Here is a 13,750-nt window from a genome sequence, read left to right as displayed (position 1 = left end):
ATGCCGCCCCCTCCCGCCACGCTTGCATCGAGGCCACGGCATGCGCATATCGGCGCGACCAACGACCGCAATTCATCGCAGCGACGTCCGGGTGCCCCCCGGGCGATCCGGCTAACGCGTTGTGCTGCCTTCGCGGTTCGGCTAATTTGCCACCGGCCGCCGGGACGCCCCGGATCGACGCGTCCCCCGGCCCGACCTTCTCCTCGAGGTCGCCGCGCCGCGGGTCCCACACGTCGTCAGGAGCCTCGGCCCCATGGACTTCCTCAAACCACGGTACACGCCTATGAATCGCCGCCGTCGCATCTACGAGGGCAAGGCGAAGGTCCTCTATGAGGGTCCCGAGCCCGGCACGCTCATCCAGCATTTCAAGGACGACGCGACCGCCTTCAACGCCAAGAAGCACGAGGTGATCGACGGCAAGGGCGTGCTGAACAACCGGATCTCCGAGTTCGTGTTCCAGCACCTCAACGACATCGGCGTGCCGACGCACTTCATCCGCCGGCTCAACATGCGCGAGCAGCTGATCCGCGAGGTCGAGATCATCCCCCTCGAGGTGGTGGTGCGCAACGTGGCGGCGGGCTCGCTGGCAACGCGGCTGGGCCTGGAGGAGGGCACCCAGCTCCCGCGCTCGATCATCGAGTTCTACTACAAGAACGACCAGCTCAACGACCCGATGGTGTCGGAGGAGCACATCACGGCCTTCGGCTGGGCGACGCCGCAGGAGATCGACGACATCATGGCGTTGGCCATCCGGGTCAACGACTTCCTGTCCGGCCTCTTCCTCGGCGTCGGCATCCGCCTCGTCGACTTCAAGATGGAGACCGGCCGGCTCTGGGAAGGCGACATGATGCGCATCGTCGTCGCCGACGAGATCTCCCCGGATTCCTGCCGTCTGTGGGACATCAAGAGCCAGGACAAGCTCGACAAGGACCGCTTCCGCAAGGATCTCGGCGGCCTGATCGAGGCCTACACCGAGGTGGCCCGCCGCCTCGGCATCCTGGGCGAGAACGAGAAGGTGCAGACCGGCGGGCCGCGCCTGGTTCAGTAAACGGCCCGGACCGGCTCCTCGCGAGCCGGTCCGGCTGCGGCCTCCGTGCGACGAGCACGCCCGGTTCATCGTTCGATGAACAGCGGCCCGAGGGGTTCCAACCCTCGGACCGCTGTTTGCCTATGGGCGGTGGCAAGGACGCGATGTCCCCGGGACCGCCCTTGGGGGCAGCGAGCACGGCGGCACGGCGGACGCACCAGGATCCGCCCCGTCCCGCACCGTCAGCGGCTCACCATCTGGTCCTCCCGAACCGCCACGCTTATGCTGCGCGAAAAATGGGAGGACACACGACATGCGCAACGCCACGCGCGCGGCATCGCTCGCGCTCGCCGTCATGCTGTGGGCCGGGCCGGCCCCCGCTGCCGACACCGCCACGCCGGAGGGCTTCTCGGCCGAGCGGCTGGCCCGCATCGGCCCGGCGATGAAGCGGGAGATCGACGGCGGCACGATTCCGGGCGCGGTGACGCTGATCGCCCGCAACGGCAAGATCGTGCATTTCGAAGCGCACGGCTTCCTCGATTCGGCGAAGACCAAGCCGATGCCCCGCGAGGCGGTGTTCCGCGGCTTCTCGATGACGAAGCCGATCGTCTCGGTGGCGGCGATCGCCCTGATGGAGCAGGGCAGGCTCGGCCTGCGCGACCCGCTCTCGCAGTACTTCCCCGAGTTCAAGGACATGAAAGTCTACCAGGAGGTGCGCGACGAGCGCGGCCGCACGAGCCGGGTCGCGGTGCCGGCCAAGCGCCCGATCCTGGTCTGGGACCTGATCCGTCACACCGCAGGCTTCACCTATAGCGGGTCGGCACCGTTCCCGGAGATGAAGGAGGCCTACGAGAAGGCCGACGTCGAGAGCCTGGAAACCGACATCTCCAACGAGGAGTTCGTCAAGCGCCTCGCGGCGATCCCGCTCGCCTACGAGCCCGGCACGCGCTGGGAATACTCGGTGGCGACCGACGTCCTCGGCCTCGTGGTCGAGAAGGTGGCGGGCAAGCGCCTCGACCTCCACCTCGACGAGATGATCTTCAAGCCCCTCGGCATGACCGAGACCAGTTTCCAGCTCAGGCCCGATCAGGCGCCGCGCCTCGCCGATGCCTATGAGTCCGACCCGCTCCGAGCCGACCTGTGGAAGCTCGCCCGCAGCGAGCAGGACCCGGGCAAGCGCTACGTCCATGGCGGAGCCGGCGCGGTCATCACGGCGGGCGACTATCTCCGCTTCGCCCAGATGGTGGCGAATGGCGGCGAACTCGACGGCGTGCGGATCCTGTCGCGCGAATCGGTCGAGTTCATGCTCGCCAACCACATCCAGGGGCTGGAGGGCTCGCCGACGCCGACCACGGGTCCGGGCTACGGCTTCGGCCTCGGCTGGGGCGTGCGCCTCGACGAGGGCGGGGCCTGGATCCCGGGCTCGAAGGGCGATGCGATGTGGGCCGGCGCCGGCGGCACCAGCTTCACGGTCGACCGCAAGGAGGGGATCGTCGGGATCTTCCTGTCGGCCGGTCCCAGCACCCGGCAGAAAACCCGCTTCCTGTTCAAGAACCTGCTCTACGGGGCACTGGTGCGCTGAGCGGATTTCGCAAGAGTGGTGATCAGGTTTGCGAAAAACGATCGGCGACAGAACTCAGACATACACGGACGACGCGTTGGCTTGCCGGCGCTTCGTCCGCTGAGGGTCAAAACTCAATCAGCTTGACCGTGCGAGGGGCCGCTCGCAGCCCCTGCCGGACCGTCCGCCTTGCCGGTTTGAATGGCCGCTTGGACGGAAAAAGCTGGCCTGCAGGGCCTGATATGAACAGGTTCTGCCCCCATGTGTCGGAGTGGCAGGCAGCGGCGTGGCAGCACTGTCGAGTTTGGCGCGGGCCACACCCCAAGCCATGGATGCCATGCCGCTGGAGAAGGCGCTGATAAGGCCGGCTCCGAGGATGCCGCTGCCGTAGTGAACTCGTGTCAATACATTCCGACCCCGCCCTGGGCAGGCGGCGAGTGTGCCGGCGGACAAGCTGGCCACGATGAAGCCGGTGGCGGCGATGACTGCGTTTCCAGGCTTGAGAGGCGGACAACCCCGCTCGCCAGCCTCCCTTTAAATTCCGCTCACCGGACTTCCAGCGCCTCCTCGATGAGGCTGCGCGCCTGCTTCCAGGCTGGCGCAGACGGCGTGACCAGGTCGAAGTGACCGGCCTCCGGGATGTTGACCAGCCTCGGCTCGATCGCGGACTTGCCTCTGAGGGCACGGGCATAGTCATAGGCGACCCAGGGCGGGATCAGCCGGTCGAGCACGCCGCTGACCATGACGATCGACCCCGCTGACGGCGTGAGGGCCGCGGGCGAGACCTCCGCGAGCTTGTCCGCCGGGGCGAGACGTTCCGCGATGCCGGGGCCGCACAGCACCGGGACGAACCGGGCAAACGTGGCGAGGTCGCCCACGCCGCCCAAGCTGATCACCGCGCGTGGCACGAACTGAGGTGACCCGTACAGCTGGCTTCCGGTTGGAAGCGATCCGCGCGACACCGCCCATAATGCGAGATGGCCGCCCGCCGAGTGCCCGGCGAGCACCACCCGCGAGAGGTCCAGCCGGTAGGTGGGGGCGTCCTCGGTCAGCCGGTCAAGAGCCGCGCGGACGTCCTGGTAGGTGCCGGGATACCCGCCCCCGGCCTCGTTGGCGCGGCGGTAGCCGATGCTCCAGACCGCGATGCCGCGCTGCGCCAGCTCCGCCCCGAGGTGCCGCATCTGCTCCCGCCCAGCGGTGGTGGCGCTCCAGCACCCGCCATGGATGAGCACTGCGACCGGATGCAGGCCGGGGCCGTCGGGCAGGAACACGTCCACGCCCTGGGCGAGCGCTTCGCCGTACGCGACCTGCACAGTGGGGTTGGGCCTCGGCAGGTCGCGGAAGGTTGAGAGCTCCACCGGGTCGGCCGAGGCCGGCCCGATGGCAAGCACCATCGCCAACACAAAGGTAACGCATCGCTTCATGTCAGCCTCCTGCCAGCCGGCATCGACGGGTCGCGTTCGCGCTTCATCCTAACAGATCGATGCTCCAGGCGCTTCAGGCCGCAAGGCTGGCAACGGTCATGATGCGACTACCAAGCAGTCACGGCGTCGCGCTCGGCTAGGAGATCGCACCTCTAAATAAGAGATCACACCTCTAAATCATGAGCGGACCGTTAGACGTGAAAATTCGGATGTCGGCTTCTGGCGCGATCCTGCCGTTCAGCATCCACCTATTGAACCGCCGCTCCCCACCCTCAGCAGTCCATCGCACGGTCAAGCTGATTGAGTTCTGACCCGTGAGGCGCGCGTCAGCGCGGATTGCCCTCGATCGGGTCTCGCAGGCGCAGGTAGGCGCCGGAGCGCGGGTCGAAGCCGGGATTGTACCAGGGGTCGGCGGCCAGCGCCTCGCCCCAGCGCTCGCGCAGCCGCGCCACCTCGGCGGCGTGGCGCTCCTGCGCCGCCGGGGTCCAGCGGCGGCTCGCCGCCTCGCGGTGGTGGAGCACGGCGCCCGGCACGATCAGGTTGCGGTACCCGGCCCGGTCGAGGCGCAGGCACAGGTCGACGTCGTTGAAGTCGACCGCGAAGGCCTCGGCGTCGAAGCCCCCCACCGCCCGGAATTTTTCGGCCTCGATCACCAGGCAGGCCGCCGTCACCGCCGAGACCCGGTGCGTCGCCCGCAGGCGGTGCAGGTAGCCCGGGGCGTCGCCGGGGAAATGCCGGTGGGCGTGGGTGACGAGGCCTCCGGCGCCGAGGACGATGCCGCCGTGCTGGATCCGGCCCTCGGCATCGAGGAGCTTCGCCCCCACCGCCCCGACCTCCGGCCGCAGGGCCTCGCCGGCCATCCGGGCGAGCCAGTCGGGATGGATCGCCTCGACGTCGTTGTTGACGAAGGCGAGGAGCCTGCCGCTGGCCTCGCTCGCCGCCCGGTTGTTCATCGCGGCGAAGTTGAACGGGCCGGGGCAGGGCAGCACCCGGGCGAGGCCGCGCTGCTCCAGCTCACGGAAATACGCGTGGGTCTCGGGCTCGCGGCTGTCGTTGTCGCAGACGATGATCTCCCGCTCCGGCCAGTCGGTGCGGGCGACGAGGCTCTCGAGGCAGGTGCGCAGCAGCGCGACCCGGTCGCGGGTCGGCACGATCACGGTGGCGCGGGGCGGCTCGGGCAGGGTCCGGCGCGAGACGAGGACGCCGCCCGCCTCCTCGACGCGGCCGACCCCGGCGAGGCTGCGCTCGGCGAGGGCGCGCCGCGACCGGCGCCAGACCTCGGGGGTGACCGGCGGCGCGGCCTCGAACGGGGACCACGTCGAGAGCAGGCGCGGCAGGTGGCGGATGGTGCCGAGTCCCTCGGCCGCGAGGCGCAGCAGCAGGTCGGCGGCCTCGGCGCCGGGCAGGGACGGATCGAGCCCGAGGCGGTCCAGGGCCTGCCGGCGCAGGGCCACCACCGGGCCGACATAGTCGGTGGCGAGCAGGTAGTCGGGATCGAAGGCCGGGCGCAGCACCGGCAGCAGCGGCTTCCCCCCGGGCCCGAGCACCAGAGCGTCGCCGTAGAGGGCCTCGAGGCCGGGCTCGGCCGCGAAGACCTCCGCGATGGCGGGGGCCGCACCCGGCACGAGCCGGTGGCCGGGCGCCGTCAGCACCACGATCGCGGCCGGGCCGGCGCCCTCCGACAGGATCTCGGCGGACGTCGCCACGCGCAGGCCCGGCACGGCCTCGGCCTTCCCCGCCGCGAACGGCGGCGGATGCAGGGCGTGGCGGGCGCCCCAGAGGATCGCGGCACGGTCGCGGGCCCGCACCCGCTTGCCGGCGAGGAGCGCGCGGACGACCTGCCAGGCCTCGCCCGGGTGCCGGGCCGCGAGGAGGGCCCCGGCGCGCCAGCGCCGGGCGGCGCCGGGCTGATCGTCCGCGAAGCGCAGCAGGTCGAAGGCCGGATGGGGCGGGAGCCTCACTCCAGCTCCTCCCCGAAGGTCGTGACCGAGAAGGCCGGGTGATAGTACGGGTCGTCGCGGATCATGGCCCGCCAGCGCGCGGCGAAGCGCTCGCCCTCGGCGTCGAACCGCAGCCGGGCGGCGCCGACGCTCGGGCCGCGGCTGACCGACTCGTGGTGGGCCAGCACCGCCCGCGGCGTCCAGACCGACCTCCAGCCCGCCGCCCGGAGGCGCAGGCAAAGGTCGATGTCGTTGAAGTCGATCGGGAAGGCCTCGGCGTCGAGGCCGCCGACGGCCGCGAACTTCGCCCTGGCCACCGCCAGGCAGGCGGCGGTGACGCCCGCGACCTCGTGGGCGACGGTGAGCCGGCCGAGATGGCCCGGCGTGTCGGCCGGGCGGTTGCGCAGGATGTGCCCGGCCCGGCCGCCGAGCCCGACCACGACGCCGGCATGCTGCAGCCGGCCGTTGCCGAACAGGAGCTTGGCCCCGACGGCGCCGACCTCCGGCCGCAGGGCCTGGCGCACCATCGCGGAGAGCCAGTCGGGGTGCAGCACCTCGACGTCGTTGTTGAGGAGCACCAGGACGTCGCCGCGGGCGGCGGCGGCGCCGTCGTTGACGAGGGCCGAGAAGTTGAACGGGCCGGGACGCTCGAGGCGGCGCACCCGCGGGTCGGCGTCCCACTCGGCGTAGAGGGCGGCGACGGCCGGATCGGTCGAGCCGTTGTCGACGATGACGAGTTCGAGGGCCGGGTAGGCGGTGTCGCGCAGCACGCCCTGCACCGCCACCCGCAGCAGCTCCGGCCGGTCGCGGGTCGGGATCACCACCGAGACGAGCGGCGCCGGCTCGGGCAGCGGCCAGTCGAGGTCGAGGGTGTCGCCGCTGCGCACCATGGCGGCGGGCGCGCCCGCCCGGCGCAACGCCGCCGCGAGGTCGGCGGCGTGGCCGTCGGGGTCGGGCGCCTCGGGCGCGGTGCGGCAGAGGATGCGGGGGATGCGCCGCGGGCGGACCGGCCCCGCCAGGATCGCGGCGAGGAGAAGCGCCCGGGCGCCCTGCCCGGGCTCCCAGCCGCTGCGAGCGACGAGATCCGCCGCGACGAGGAACGGCCGGCCGGGATAGAGCGTCGTCAGGGCGAGGTCCGGGCTCCAGGCCGGCTTGAGGCGCGGGCGCAGGCCCGAGGCCTCCTCCACCTCGCTGTCGGCGTAGGCGAGGTCCGCCGGCTCCGGCCCGGCGAAGGCGGCGGCGAGCTGGGCCAGGGCATGGGGCGCGAGGACGTCGCCCGCCGCGAGGTGCCCGATCGCGACCCCATCCGGCAGGCCGTCGCCGGCGATCCGCGGATCGTCCGGCACGACGCCGGCGGGCGCCGGGCCGCCCCAGCGCACGGCGAGGCGCCAGTCGCGGTGGCTCTGCGCCGTGAGGGCGGCGAGCGTGCGGCGCACCGCCTCGGCCTGCTCCGGCGCCACCTCCAGGATCAGGCCGAGGCGCGGCAAGGGCTTCAGCGGCATCCGGTCGAAGGCGGGCTCGAAGGGCCGGGCACGCTCCGCCTTCCAGGTCGGATACTGCGCGAGCGGCCTCACGCCGGCGGCGATGCGCAGGGTGTTGCGCAGGCGGCGCGCGTCCCGGCGCAGCCACTGGTAGAGGGCGACCGGCAGCTTGTCCGGCCGCCGCCGGGCGCAGAAGGCGAGCATCGCGGCGCGGGAGAGGAGCCGCGCCGCCTCGATCCGGAACCCCTCCGCCGGGGCGGCGAGCAGGATGGCGTCCGTGCCGGGCGGCACCGGCCCGAGCCAGGAGGCGCGCCCGAGCACCGGGCCCGGCAGCAGCGCGTCCTCGTGGGTGCCGTCGCGGCGGCGGAAGCGCAGGAGCGGCCGCACCGGCTCGGCGAAGCGGTCGAGGGCATAGTCGAGGGCGAGCCAGCGCCCGGGAGATACCGCGCCGGGGATCAGCTCGCGGGTGAAGTCCGGATCGTCCGAGCGGGGCGCGATGCGGCAGGTGCCCGGCGCCACCGGCCCGTCAGCCGTCGGCCGGCGGAGCGGCGGGCTTGCGCCGCGGCGCCCTGGCCGGCTTGCCGCCCCCGCCGAGGCCGACCTCGATCTCGAAGTCCCGCGCGAGGGCGGCCGGGACGATGAAGCCCTCTTCCACCACCGTGAAGCTGCCGCTGGCCGCACCCGGCGGGATCGTCGCGGCGCCCTGGCGGCTGCGCCGGTCGACGACCTGGGTGCCGTTCTTCACCGTCACGGTGACCGGGGCGTTGAACCGTCCGGGCGCGCCGCCGGGCCCGAGCAGGACCACGCCCTGCACGCCGACCGTGACGATGGTGCTGCCGTTCGGCCCGGGCTGGCACGAGCGGCTGATCTGGCCGAGGCGGATCTGCGTGCGCACCGTGCCGCCCGCCAGGGTCTGCAGGGAGGAGCCGCCCTCGGTGATGTCGATGATCGGGCAGTAGACGTCGTCGGGGCTCGGGGGCGCCTCGGGCGGCTTGGTGGTGCCGCCGTACTTGAAGATGTTGAGGAAGGAATTGCCCTCGTCCTGCGGCGGCGCGGTCTGCGCCAGCGCCGGGGCCGCAAGCCCGACGAGCGCCGCGGCCGCCAGGGCGAGACGGGGGATACGGAGAAAGCCAGCCGTCACGGTCCTCTCCCGGTGTCGGGTTACTTCAGGCTGTCGAAGCCTTCCTTGAACCCCTTGAGGGACAAGGGGATGCCGACGCCCTCCTCGGGGGTCTGGAAGACGATGAAGGTGGCCTGCTGGCCGGTCTTGAGCTGGTTGATCAGCTTGTCGTCCATCACCACCTCGGCGACGCAGCCGGTGGAGAGGCAGCGCACGAAGGAGGTGCGGCCGATCTCGGCCTGGTCGATCTTCAGGCCGAGGCCGGAGGGCAGCAGGACGCCGAGGGGCGCCACCACCCGCAGCAGCGTGCCGCGGTTGTCGGCGGTCTTCAGCACGATCACCACGAGGGTGAGGTTCGGCCGGTCCTCGGCGGCGACGTACTGCACCAGGGCGCATTGCTCGGCCTTGGCGCCGGCAGGCGTCTCGCAGCGCAGCTGCCAGTCCTCGAAGCTCTGCTTGACCGCGCCCTGCGCCAGGGCGGCGGGGGCCGGCAGGCCGAGGGCGAGCGCGAGGCCGAAGGTGCCGGCCCGCACCCGGCGTCCGATCCGTCGCAAGCTGTCTCCCACGCCGCTCACCGCTCCGCTGCCCCGGCCGACCGCCGGTCCGGGGCGTTCCGACCACGGGGCACGGAAGCTGTCAAGCCGAGGTGCCGGCCTCATCCCGTCGCAACCGGGAACCGGATGGCCCGGCGCGGGCTTAGCTGTAGGCTCGGGCCGCGCCGCGGAGCGTGCGGACCGGCGTTAGTGGTTTCACACGGTTTCTGGTTCATACGGACACCAACGCGCGGGCTCCGCCGGGGAGCGCGCGCCGTCCGAAACGATCGCTCAGACCGCCCTCCCCTCCTCGCGAGAGCCGCCCCGATGAGAGTCGCCGCCACCTCCCTCGCCCTTCTGGTCCTGGCCGCCGGTGTCTTGGCCGCGGGCGCCGCCGCGGCCGAGCCGCTGCCGGTGGACGAGACCACCTACATCGAGCGCTCGCTCAACCACGACGCGACGCTGACGATCGAGCACCCGCCGGTGCCCCGCAATCCGCGCGGGCGCCGGGCCTCGCGCTCGGCCGAGATCGCCGGCTTCTGCCGCGACGCGGGCGTGATCCGCCGCCGCGGCGAGCACGGCGAGATCATCCTGCGCCAGCGCGAGAATTGCGACAGCATCGCGCCCCGCACTCTGGCGCCGGGCTACGTCGATCCCCGGCCGGCCTGGCCGGCGGAGCGCGTGGTGGTGGTCCGCACGAAGGGCTGACGCGCCGGGCCGGGGGCGTCAGCCGTAGCGGTGCAGCTCGGTGCCGTGCCGCTTCAGCCAGCCCTCGGGCTCCTCGTAGCCCGGGTAGAGGCCGGCCACGACGCGCCAGAACCGGTCCGAGTGGTTCATCTCGGCGAGGTGGGCGACCTCGTGGGCAGCGAGGTAGTCCAGCACCGCCGGCGGCGCCATGATCAGGCGCCAGGAGAAGTTCAGGTGGCCCGCGGCCGAGCATGAGCCCCAGCGGCTGCGGGTGTCGCGCACGGTCAGGCGCTTGGGCGAGCGGCCGAGAGCCCCGGCGTGGCGCGCCACCGCCGCGCTCAGGTCCCGGCGCGCTTCGGCCTCGAGGAAGTCGCGCACCCGGCGGGCGACGTGGGGCAGCCCGCCCGAGACCGCGATCACCGGCGTGCCGTCCGGCTCCGTGGTGGCGACCGTCGCGCCCGGGGCGGTCGACCAGTGCAGGATGCGGTGCGGTACGCCCCGCAGCGGCACCACCGCCCCCGGCACGAAGGCGACGCGCTCCGGCAGCTTGGCCACCCGGGCCGCGATCCAGGCGCCGTGGGAATCGGCGAAGCGCTGGGCGGCGGCGAGGTCGGTGCGCTCCGGCAGCGTCAGGACGATCTCGCCCGTGGCGCTCGAGACCCGCAGGGTGATCCGCCGGGCCGCCGCGCGGCGGCGCACGCAGACCGGGTAGCAGGTGCCGGCATGGATGACGGTGACGTGGGTGGGTTCGGGCGCCGACCGGCGCAGGAGCGCGACTCGCATGCCACCATTGTACGCGGGAGGACCCGAGCGTGTCAGCGTCCCGGTTCGCCGCGCCACGGCGAGCAGGGTTTCGAACCATGCGCGCAAGCGGTGGGCCGGCGGCACTGCGGGCAGGATCCTCAGAAGGGAGATTGGTGCGTCCGTCGGGAAAGTCCGGCCGGCGCCGCCGGGGCGGCGCCGGTCGCGAGGCTCAGGACGCCTCGCGCAGGTCGGAGAGCTGCGTCCCCTGCATCTCGTGCATGAAGGCGGAGATGCGCGGCGCGATGTGGGCGCGGAAGCGCGAGCCGTTGAAGACGCCGTAATGGCCGACGCCCTTCTGCAGGTGGTAATGCTTGCGCTCTGCGGGCAGGTTCGGCGTCAGGTCGAGGGCCGCCAGGGTCTGGCCGACGCCCGAGATGTCGTCGTTCTCGCCCTCCACCGCCATGATGGCGCAGCGGCGGATCGCCGTCAGGTCAACGAGCTCGCCGTGGTGGCGCATCTCGCCCTTCGGCAGGGCGTGCTCGACGAACACGGTGTTGACGGTCTGGAGGTAGAACTCCGCCGTCAGGTCCATCACCGAGAGGTACTCGTCGTAGAACTCGCGGTGCTTCTCGGCCGAATCGCCGTCGTGGCGCACGAGGTGCTTGAACATGTCCCAGTGCGCCGTCAGGTGACGGTCGAGGTTCATGCCCATGAAGCCGGAGAGCTGGAAGAAGCCCGGATAGACCTCGCGCCAGCTGCCCGGGTAGCCCGGGGGCACGACCGTGATGCAGTTGCGCTTGAACCACTCGGAGCCGCGCTCGGCAGCGAGGCAGTTCACGGCGGTCGGCGAGCGGCGGGTGTCGATCGGGCCGCCCATCAGGGTCATCGAGGTCGGGACGCCGGGGAGGCCCTGCGCCTCCATCCGGGCCACCGCGGCGAAGACCGGCACCGAGGGCTGGCACACCGCGACGACGTGCAGGTCCGGGCCGAAGGCCTGGAACATCTCGATCAGGTAGTCGATGTAGGTGTCGAGGTCGAAGCGGCCGGCCTCGAGCGGCACCATGCGGGCGTCGGTCCAGTCGGTGATCATCACCTCGTGGGCCGGCAGCAGCGCCTCGACGGTGCCGCGCAGGAGCGTGGCGTAGTGGCCCGACATCGGCGCCACCACCAGCACCTTGGGCTGGGCCTGGGCCGGCGTGTGCTTGAGGGCGCGCTCGAACGCGATCACCTGGCAGAACGGCTTCTCCCACACGATCCGCTCGGTGACCTCGGCGGGCACGCCCTCGACGGTGGTGCGGGGGAGGTTGAAGGCCGGCTTGCCGTAGCGGCGCGTGGTGCGCTCGAACATCTCGCACGCCGCCGTCACGGTCCGGCCGTAGGGCGTGTACGTCATCGGGTTGACGGGATTCTTGAACACGAGCTGCGTGGCGTCGGCGGCCGCTCGGGCAGGCGTCAACATCCAGTGGGCTGCTTCATACCAGAAATACGAGAGATCCATGACGCCACCGTCCACGATTGACCCAGCGGCGCGCGCAGCCGCCACCAGGAGACGCCTGACCCTACCGGGAGTCAGACAATAGAGTACCGGTATTGAAGGGCAACATCTGCGGAAAACCAAGCTGTCAAAAGGTGGAACTGTGCCCTTTTTACCTCAATCTCCGCGCGCGCCCGGAGCGTTGCGGAAGCCAGTGCGGTCGAAGGAAGCCTGTGCTGGAGCGACGGTCGCGCGGGAGAGGAGAACGCGTCGGGCGGCCAAAGGGTTTCCCAATCGGTCGCCCTGGGCGGCGGGCGGTGCCGCACTATCGTCAGGCCATGTTCGATACCTCGCAGACCGACCTGGTGCGCGACGCCCGCCACCTGCGCCTCGACACCCTGGTGCGGCTGCGCTGGCTGGCGGTGGCCGGCCAGGGCGCGGCGGTGGCCGGCGCCCATCTCGGGCTCGGCCTGCCCCTGCCCTTCGGCTGGTGCTTCCTCGTCATCGCCGCCTCGTCCTGGCTCAACCTCACCCTGCGCATCCGCTACCCGGCGAGCCACCGGCTCAGCGACGACGCCGCGGTGCTGCTCCTCGCCTTCGACATCATCCAGCTCGCCGCCCTCCTCTTCCTCACCGGGGGCCTGCAGAATCCCTTCGCGCTGCTCTTCCTCGCCCCCGTGCTGATCTCCGCCACCGCGCTGCCCCCGGCCCGGACCCTGGCGCTCGGCCTCCTGGCGGTCGGCCTCTCGACCCTGCTCGCCCTCGTGTACCGGCCCCTGCCGTGGTTCGCCGGGGAGAAGCTCGAACTGCCGTTCCTGTACGTGTCGGGCGTCTGGACCGCGATCCTGCTCGGAACTGCGTTTACGGGAGTTTACGCCTGGCGCGTCGCCGAGGAGGCGCGCCAGCTCGCCCAGGCGCTCGCCGCGACCGAGCTGGTGCTCGCCCGCGAGCAGCACCTGTCCCAGCTCGACGGGCTGGCGGCGGCGGCGGCCCACGAGCTCGGCACCCCCCTCGCGACGATCACGGTGGTGGCCAAGGAGCTCGACCGTCAGCTCGGCCCGAGCGCCTCGCCCAGCGTGGCGGAGGACCTGCGGCTCCTGCGCGACCAGGTCGAGCGCTGCCGCGGCATCCTGGCCAAGCTCACCTCCCTCGACGCCGACCAGGGCGGCTTCATCGAGACCATCACCCTGAGCCACCTGGTGGAGGAGCTGGTGGCGCCGCAGCGGGCGCTCGGCATCGTCCTCGACGTCTCGACGCGGGGCGACGGGCCGGAGCCGGCCTGCCGGCGCAATCCCGGGGTGATGTTCGGGCTGGGCAACATCGTCGACAACGCGGTGGACTTCGCCGAGAGCTGCGTCTCGATCGAGGCGCGCTGGAGCCCGGAGCGGGTCTCCCTCGAGATCCGGGACGACGGGCCCGGCTTCGCCCCCGAGGTGCTGCTGCGCGTGGGCGAGCCGTATGTCAGCACCCGCAGCGTCGCCAGGACCGGGCCGGACAAGGCCGGGCCGGAGGGCGGAACGGGGCTGGGGCTCGGCCTGTTCATCGCCAAGACGCTGATCGAGCGCTCGGGCGCGCAGCTGAGCCTGGCCAACGCGGTCGACCCCTCGACCGGCGCCGTGGTGCGGATCGTGTGGCCCCGTCACGTTTTCGAGAGGGAGGCGAAAGGTCACCGAAACCCGGGCACGGACGACGCCGCACCCCTGACGCAGGCCCGTGACGTTCCTATATAAATCTCTGAACTTGCTGACTGAAAGCTGGA

The 13,750-nt window shown here is 72.0% G+C and carries 11 protein-coding genes; 4 read left to right on the top strand and 7 right to left on the bottom strand.

Features of this window, described 5'->3' with window-relative positions:
* The first annotated feature begins 253 nt into the window (after positions 1 to 253).
* Together purC and VQ02_RS23880 are read left to right on the top strand one after the other, a co-directional pair.
* Positions 254 to 1,048, top strand: a complete 795-nt coding sequence (gene purC, locus VQ02_RS23885) for a phosphoribosylaminoimidazolesuccinocarboxamide synthase (protein WP_063838512.1) — start codon at positions 254 to 256, stop codon at positions 1,046 to 1,048.
* A 292-nt stretch (positions 1,049 to 1,340) separates the two neighbouring features.
* Positions 1,341 to 2,609: a serine hydrolase domain-containing protein gene (locus tag VQ02_RS23880; RefSeq protein WP_048446722.1), complete on the top strand. Its 1,269-nt coding sequence runs from the start codon at positions 1,341 to 1,343 to the stop codon at positions 2,607 to 2,609.
* Between the two features lie 524 nt (positions 2,610 to 3,133).
* Here the strand turns inward: VQ02_RS23880 and VQ02_RS23875 are convergent.
* The 5 genes from VQ02_RS23875 to VQ02_RS23855 all read right to left on the bottom strand — a co-directional run bounded on the left by VQ02_RS23875 (position 3,134) and on the right by VQ02_RS23855 (position 9,107).
* Entirely contained in the window at positions 3,134 to 4,012 is an 879-nt protein-coding gene (locus VQ02_RS23875) for an alpha/beta hydrolase (protein ID WP_048446721.1), read from the bottom strand.
* Between the two features lie 326 nt (positions 4,013 to 4,338).
* Positions 4,339 to 5,973, bottom strand: a complete 1,635-nt coding sequence (locus VQ02_RS23870) for a glycosyltransferase family 2 protein (protein ID WP_053080526.1) — start codon at positions 5,971 to 5,973, stop codon at positions 4,339 to 4,341.
* Positions 5,970 to 7,952, bottom strand: a complete 1,983-nt coding sequence (locus tag VQ02_RS23865; protein ID WP_048446720.1) for a glycosyltransferase family 2 protein — start codon at positions 7,950 to 7,952, stop codon at positions 5,970 to 5,972. The genes VQ02_RS23870 and VQ02_RS23865 overlap by 4 nt, the downstream gene beginning before the upstream one ends.
* Positions 7,953 to 7,959: 7 nt before the next feature.
* On the bottom strand, positions 7,960 to 8,574 hold the full coding sequence (locus VQ02_RS23860) for a hypothetical protein (RefSeq protein ID WP_048446719.1): 615 nt from the start codon (positions 8,572 to 8,574) through the stop codon (positions 7,960 to 7,962).
* Positions 8,575 to 8,594: 20 nt separating this feature from the next.
* Entirely contained in the window at positions 8,595 to 9,107 is a 513-nt protein-coding gene (locus VQ02_RS23855; RefSeq protein ID WP_425339924.1) for an invasion associated locus B family protein, read from the bottom strand.
* Positions 9,108 to 9,413: 306 nt separating this feature from the next.
* Between VQ02_RS23855 and VQ02_RS23850 the strand changes: the two genes are divergently transcribed.
* Positions 9,414 to 9,794 (top strand): hypothetical protein, encoded by a 381-nt coding sequence (locus tag VQ02_RS23850; RefSeq protein WP_048446717.1) that lies wholly within the window; start codon positions 9,414 to 9,416, stop codon positions 9,792 to 9,794.
* Positions 9,795 to 9,812: 18 nt separating this feature from the next.
* On the opposite strand, the gene VQ02_RS23845 is transcribed toward VQ02_RS23850, so the two are convergent.
* Both VQ02_RS23845 and VQ02_RS23840 read right to left on the bottom strand, forming a co-directional pair.
* Positions 9,813 to 10,556: a M48 family metallopeptidase gene (locus VQ02_RS23845; RefSeq protein WP_048446716.1), complete on the bottom strand. Its 744-nt coding sequence runs from the start codon at positions 10,554 to 10,556 to the stop codon at positions 9,813 to 9,815.
* A 190-nt stretch (positions 10,557 to 10,746) separates the two neighbouring features.
* Positions 10,747 to 12,015, bottom strand: coding sequence for a polyhydroxyalkanoate depolymerase (locus VQ02_RS23840; protein WP_048446715.1), 1,269 nt, complete (start codon positions 12,013 to 12,015; stop codon positions 10,747 to 10,749).
* A gap of 314 nt (positions 12,016 to 12,329) precedes the next feature.
* Between VQ02_RS23840 and VQ02_RS23835 the strand changes: the two genes are divergently transcribed.
* On the top strand, positions 12,330 to 13,721 hold the full coding sequence (locus VQ02_RS23835; protein WP_048446714.1) for an ActS/PrrB/RegB family redox-sensitive histidine kinase: 1,392 nt from the start codon (positions 12,330 to 12,332) through the stop codon (positions 13,719 to 13,721).
* The last annotated feature ends 29 nt before the right edge of the window (positions 13,722 to 13,750 follow it).

The sequence above is a fragment of the Methylobacterium variabile genome, assembly GCF_001043975.1.
Lineage (GTDB): Bacteria > Pseudomonadota > Alphaproteobacteria > Rhizobiales > Beijerinckiaceae > Methylobacterium > Methylobacterium variabile.
The sequence above is the reverse complement of the archived record's forward strand: the minus strand, read 5'-3'. Positions and strand labels throughout refer to the sequence as shown.

Excerpts from the sequence above, each read along its gene's own strand:
- VQ02_RS23840 (WP_048446715.1), bottom strand. The coding sequence starts at position 12,015 with ATGGATCTCTCGTATTTCTGGTATGAAGCAGCCCACTGGATGTTGACG.
- VQ02_RS23835 (WP_048446714.1), top strand. The coding sequence starts at position 12,330 with ATGTTCGATACCTCGCAGACCGACCTGGTGCGCGACGCCCGCCACCTG.
- VQ02_RS23875 (WP_048446721.1), bottom strand. The coding sequence starts at position 4,012 with ATGAAGCGATGCGTTACCTTTGTGTTGGCGATGGTGCTTGCCATCGGG.
- VQ02_RS23880 (WP_048446722.1), top strand. The coding sequence starts at position 1,341 with ATGCGCAACGCCACGCGCGCGGCATCGCTCGCGCTCGCCGTCATGCTG.
- VQ02_RS23845 (WP_048446716.1), bottom strand. The coding sequence starts at position 10,556 with ATGCGAGTCGCGCTCCTGCGCCGGTCGGCGCCCGAACCCACCCACGTC.
- VQ02_RS23850 (WP_048446717.1), top strand. The coding sequence starts at position 9,414 with ATGAGAGTCGCCGCCACCTCCCTCGCCCTTCTGGTCCTGGCCGCCGGT.
- purC (WP_063838512.1), top strand. The coding sequence starts at position 254 with ATGGACTTCCTCAAACCACGGTACACGCCTATGAATCGCCGCCGTCGC.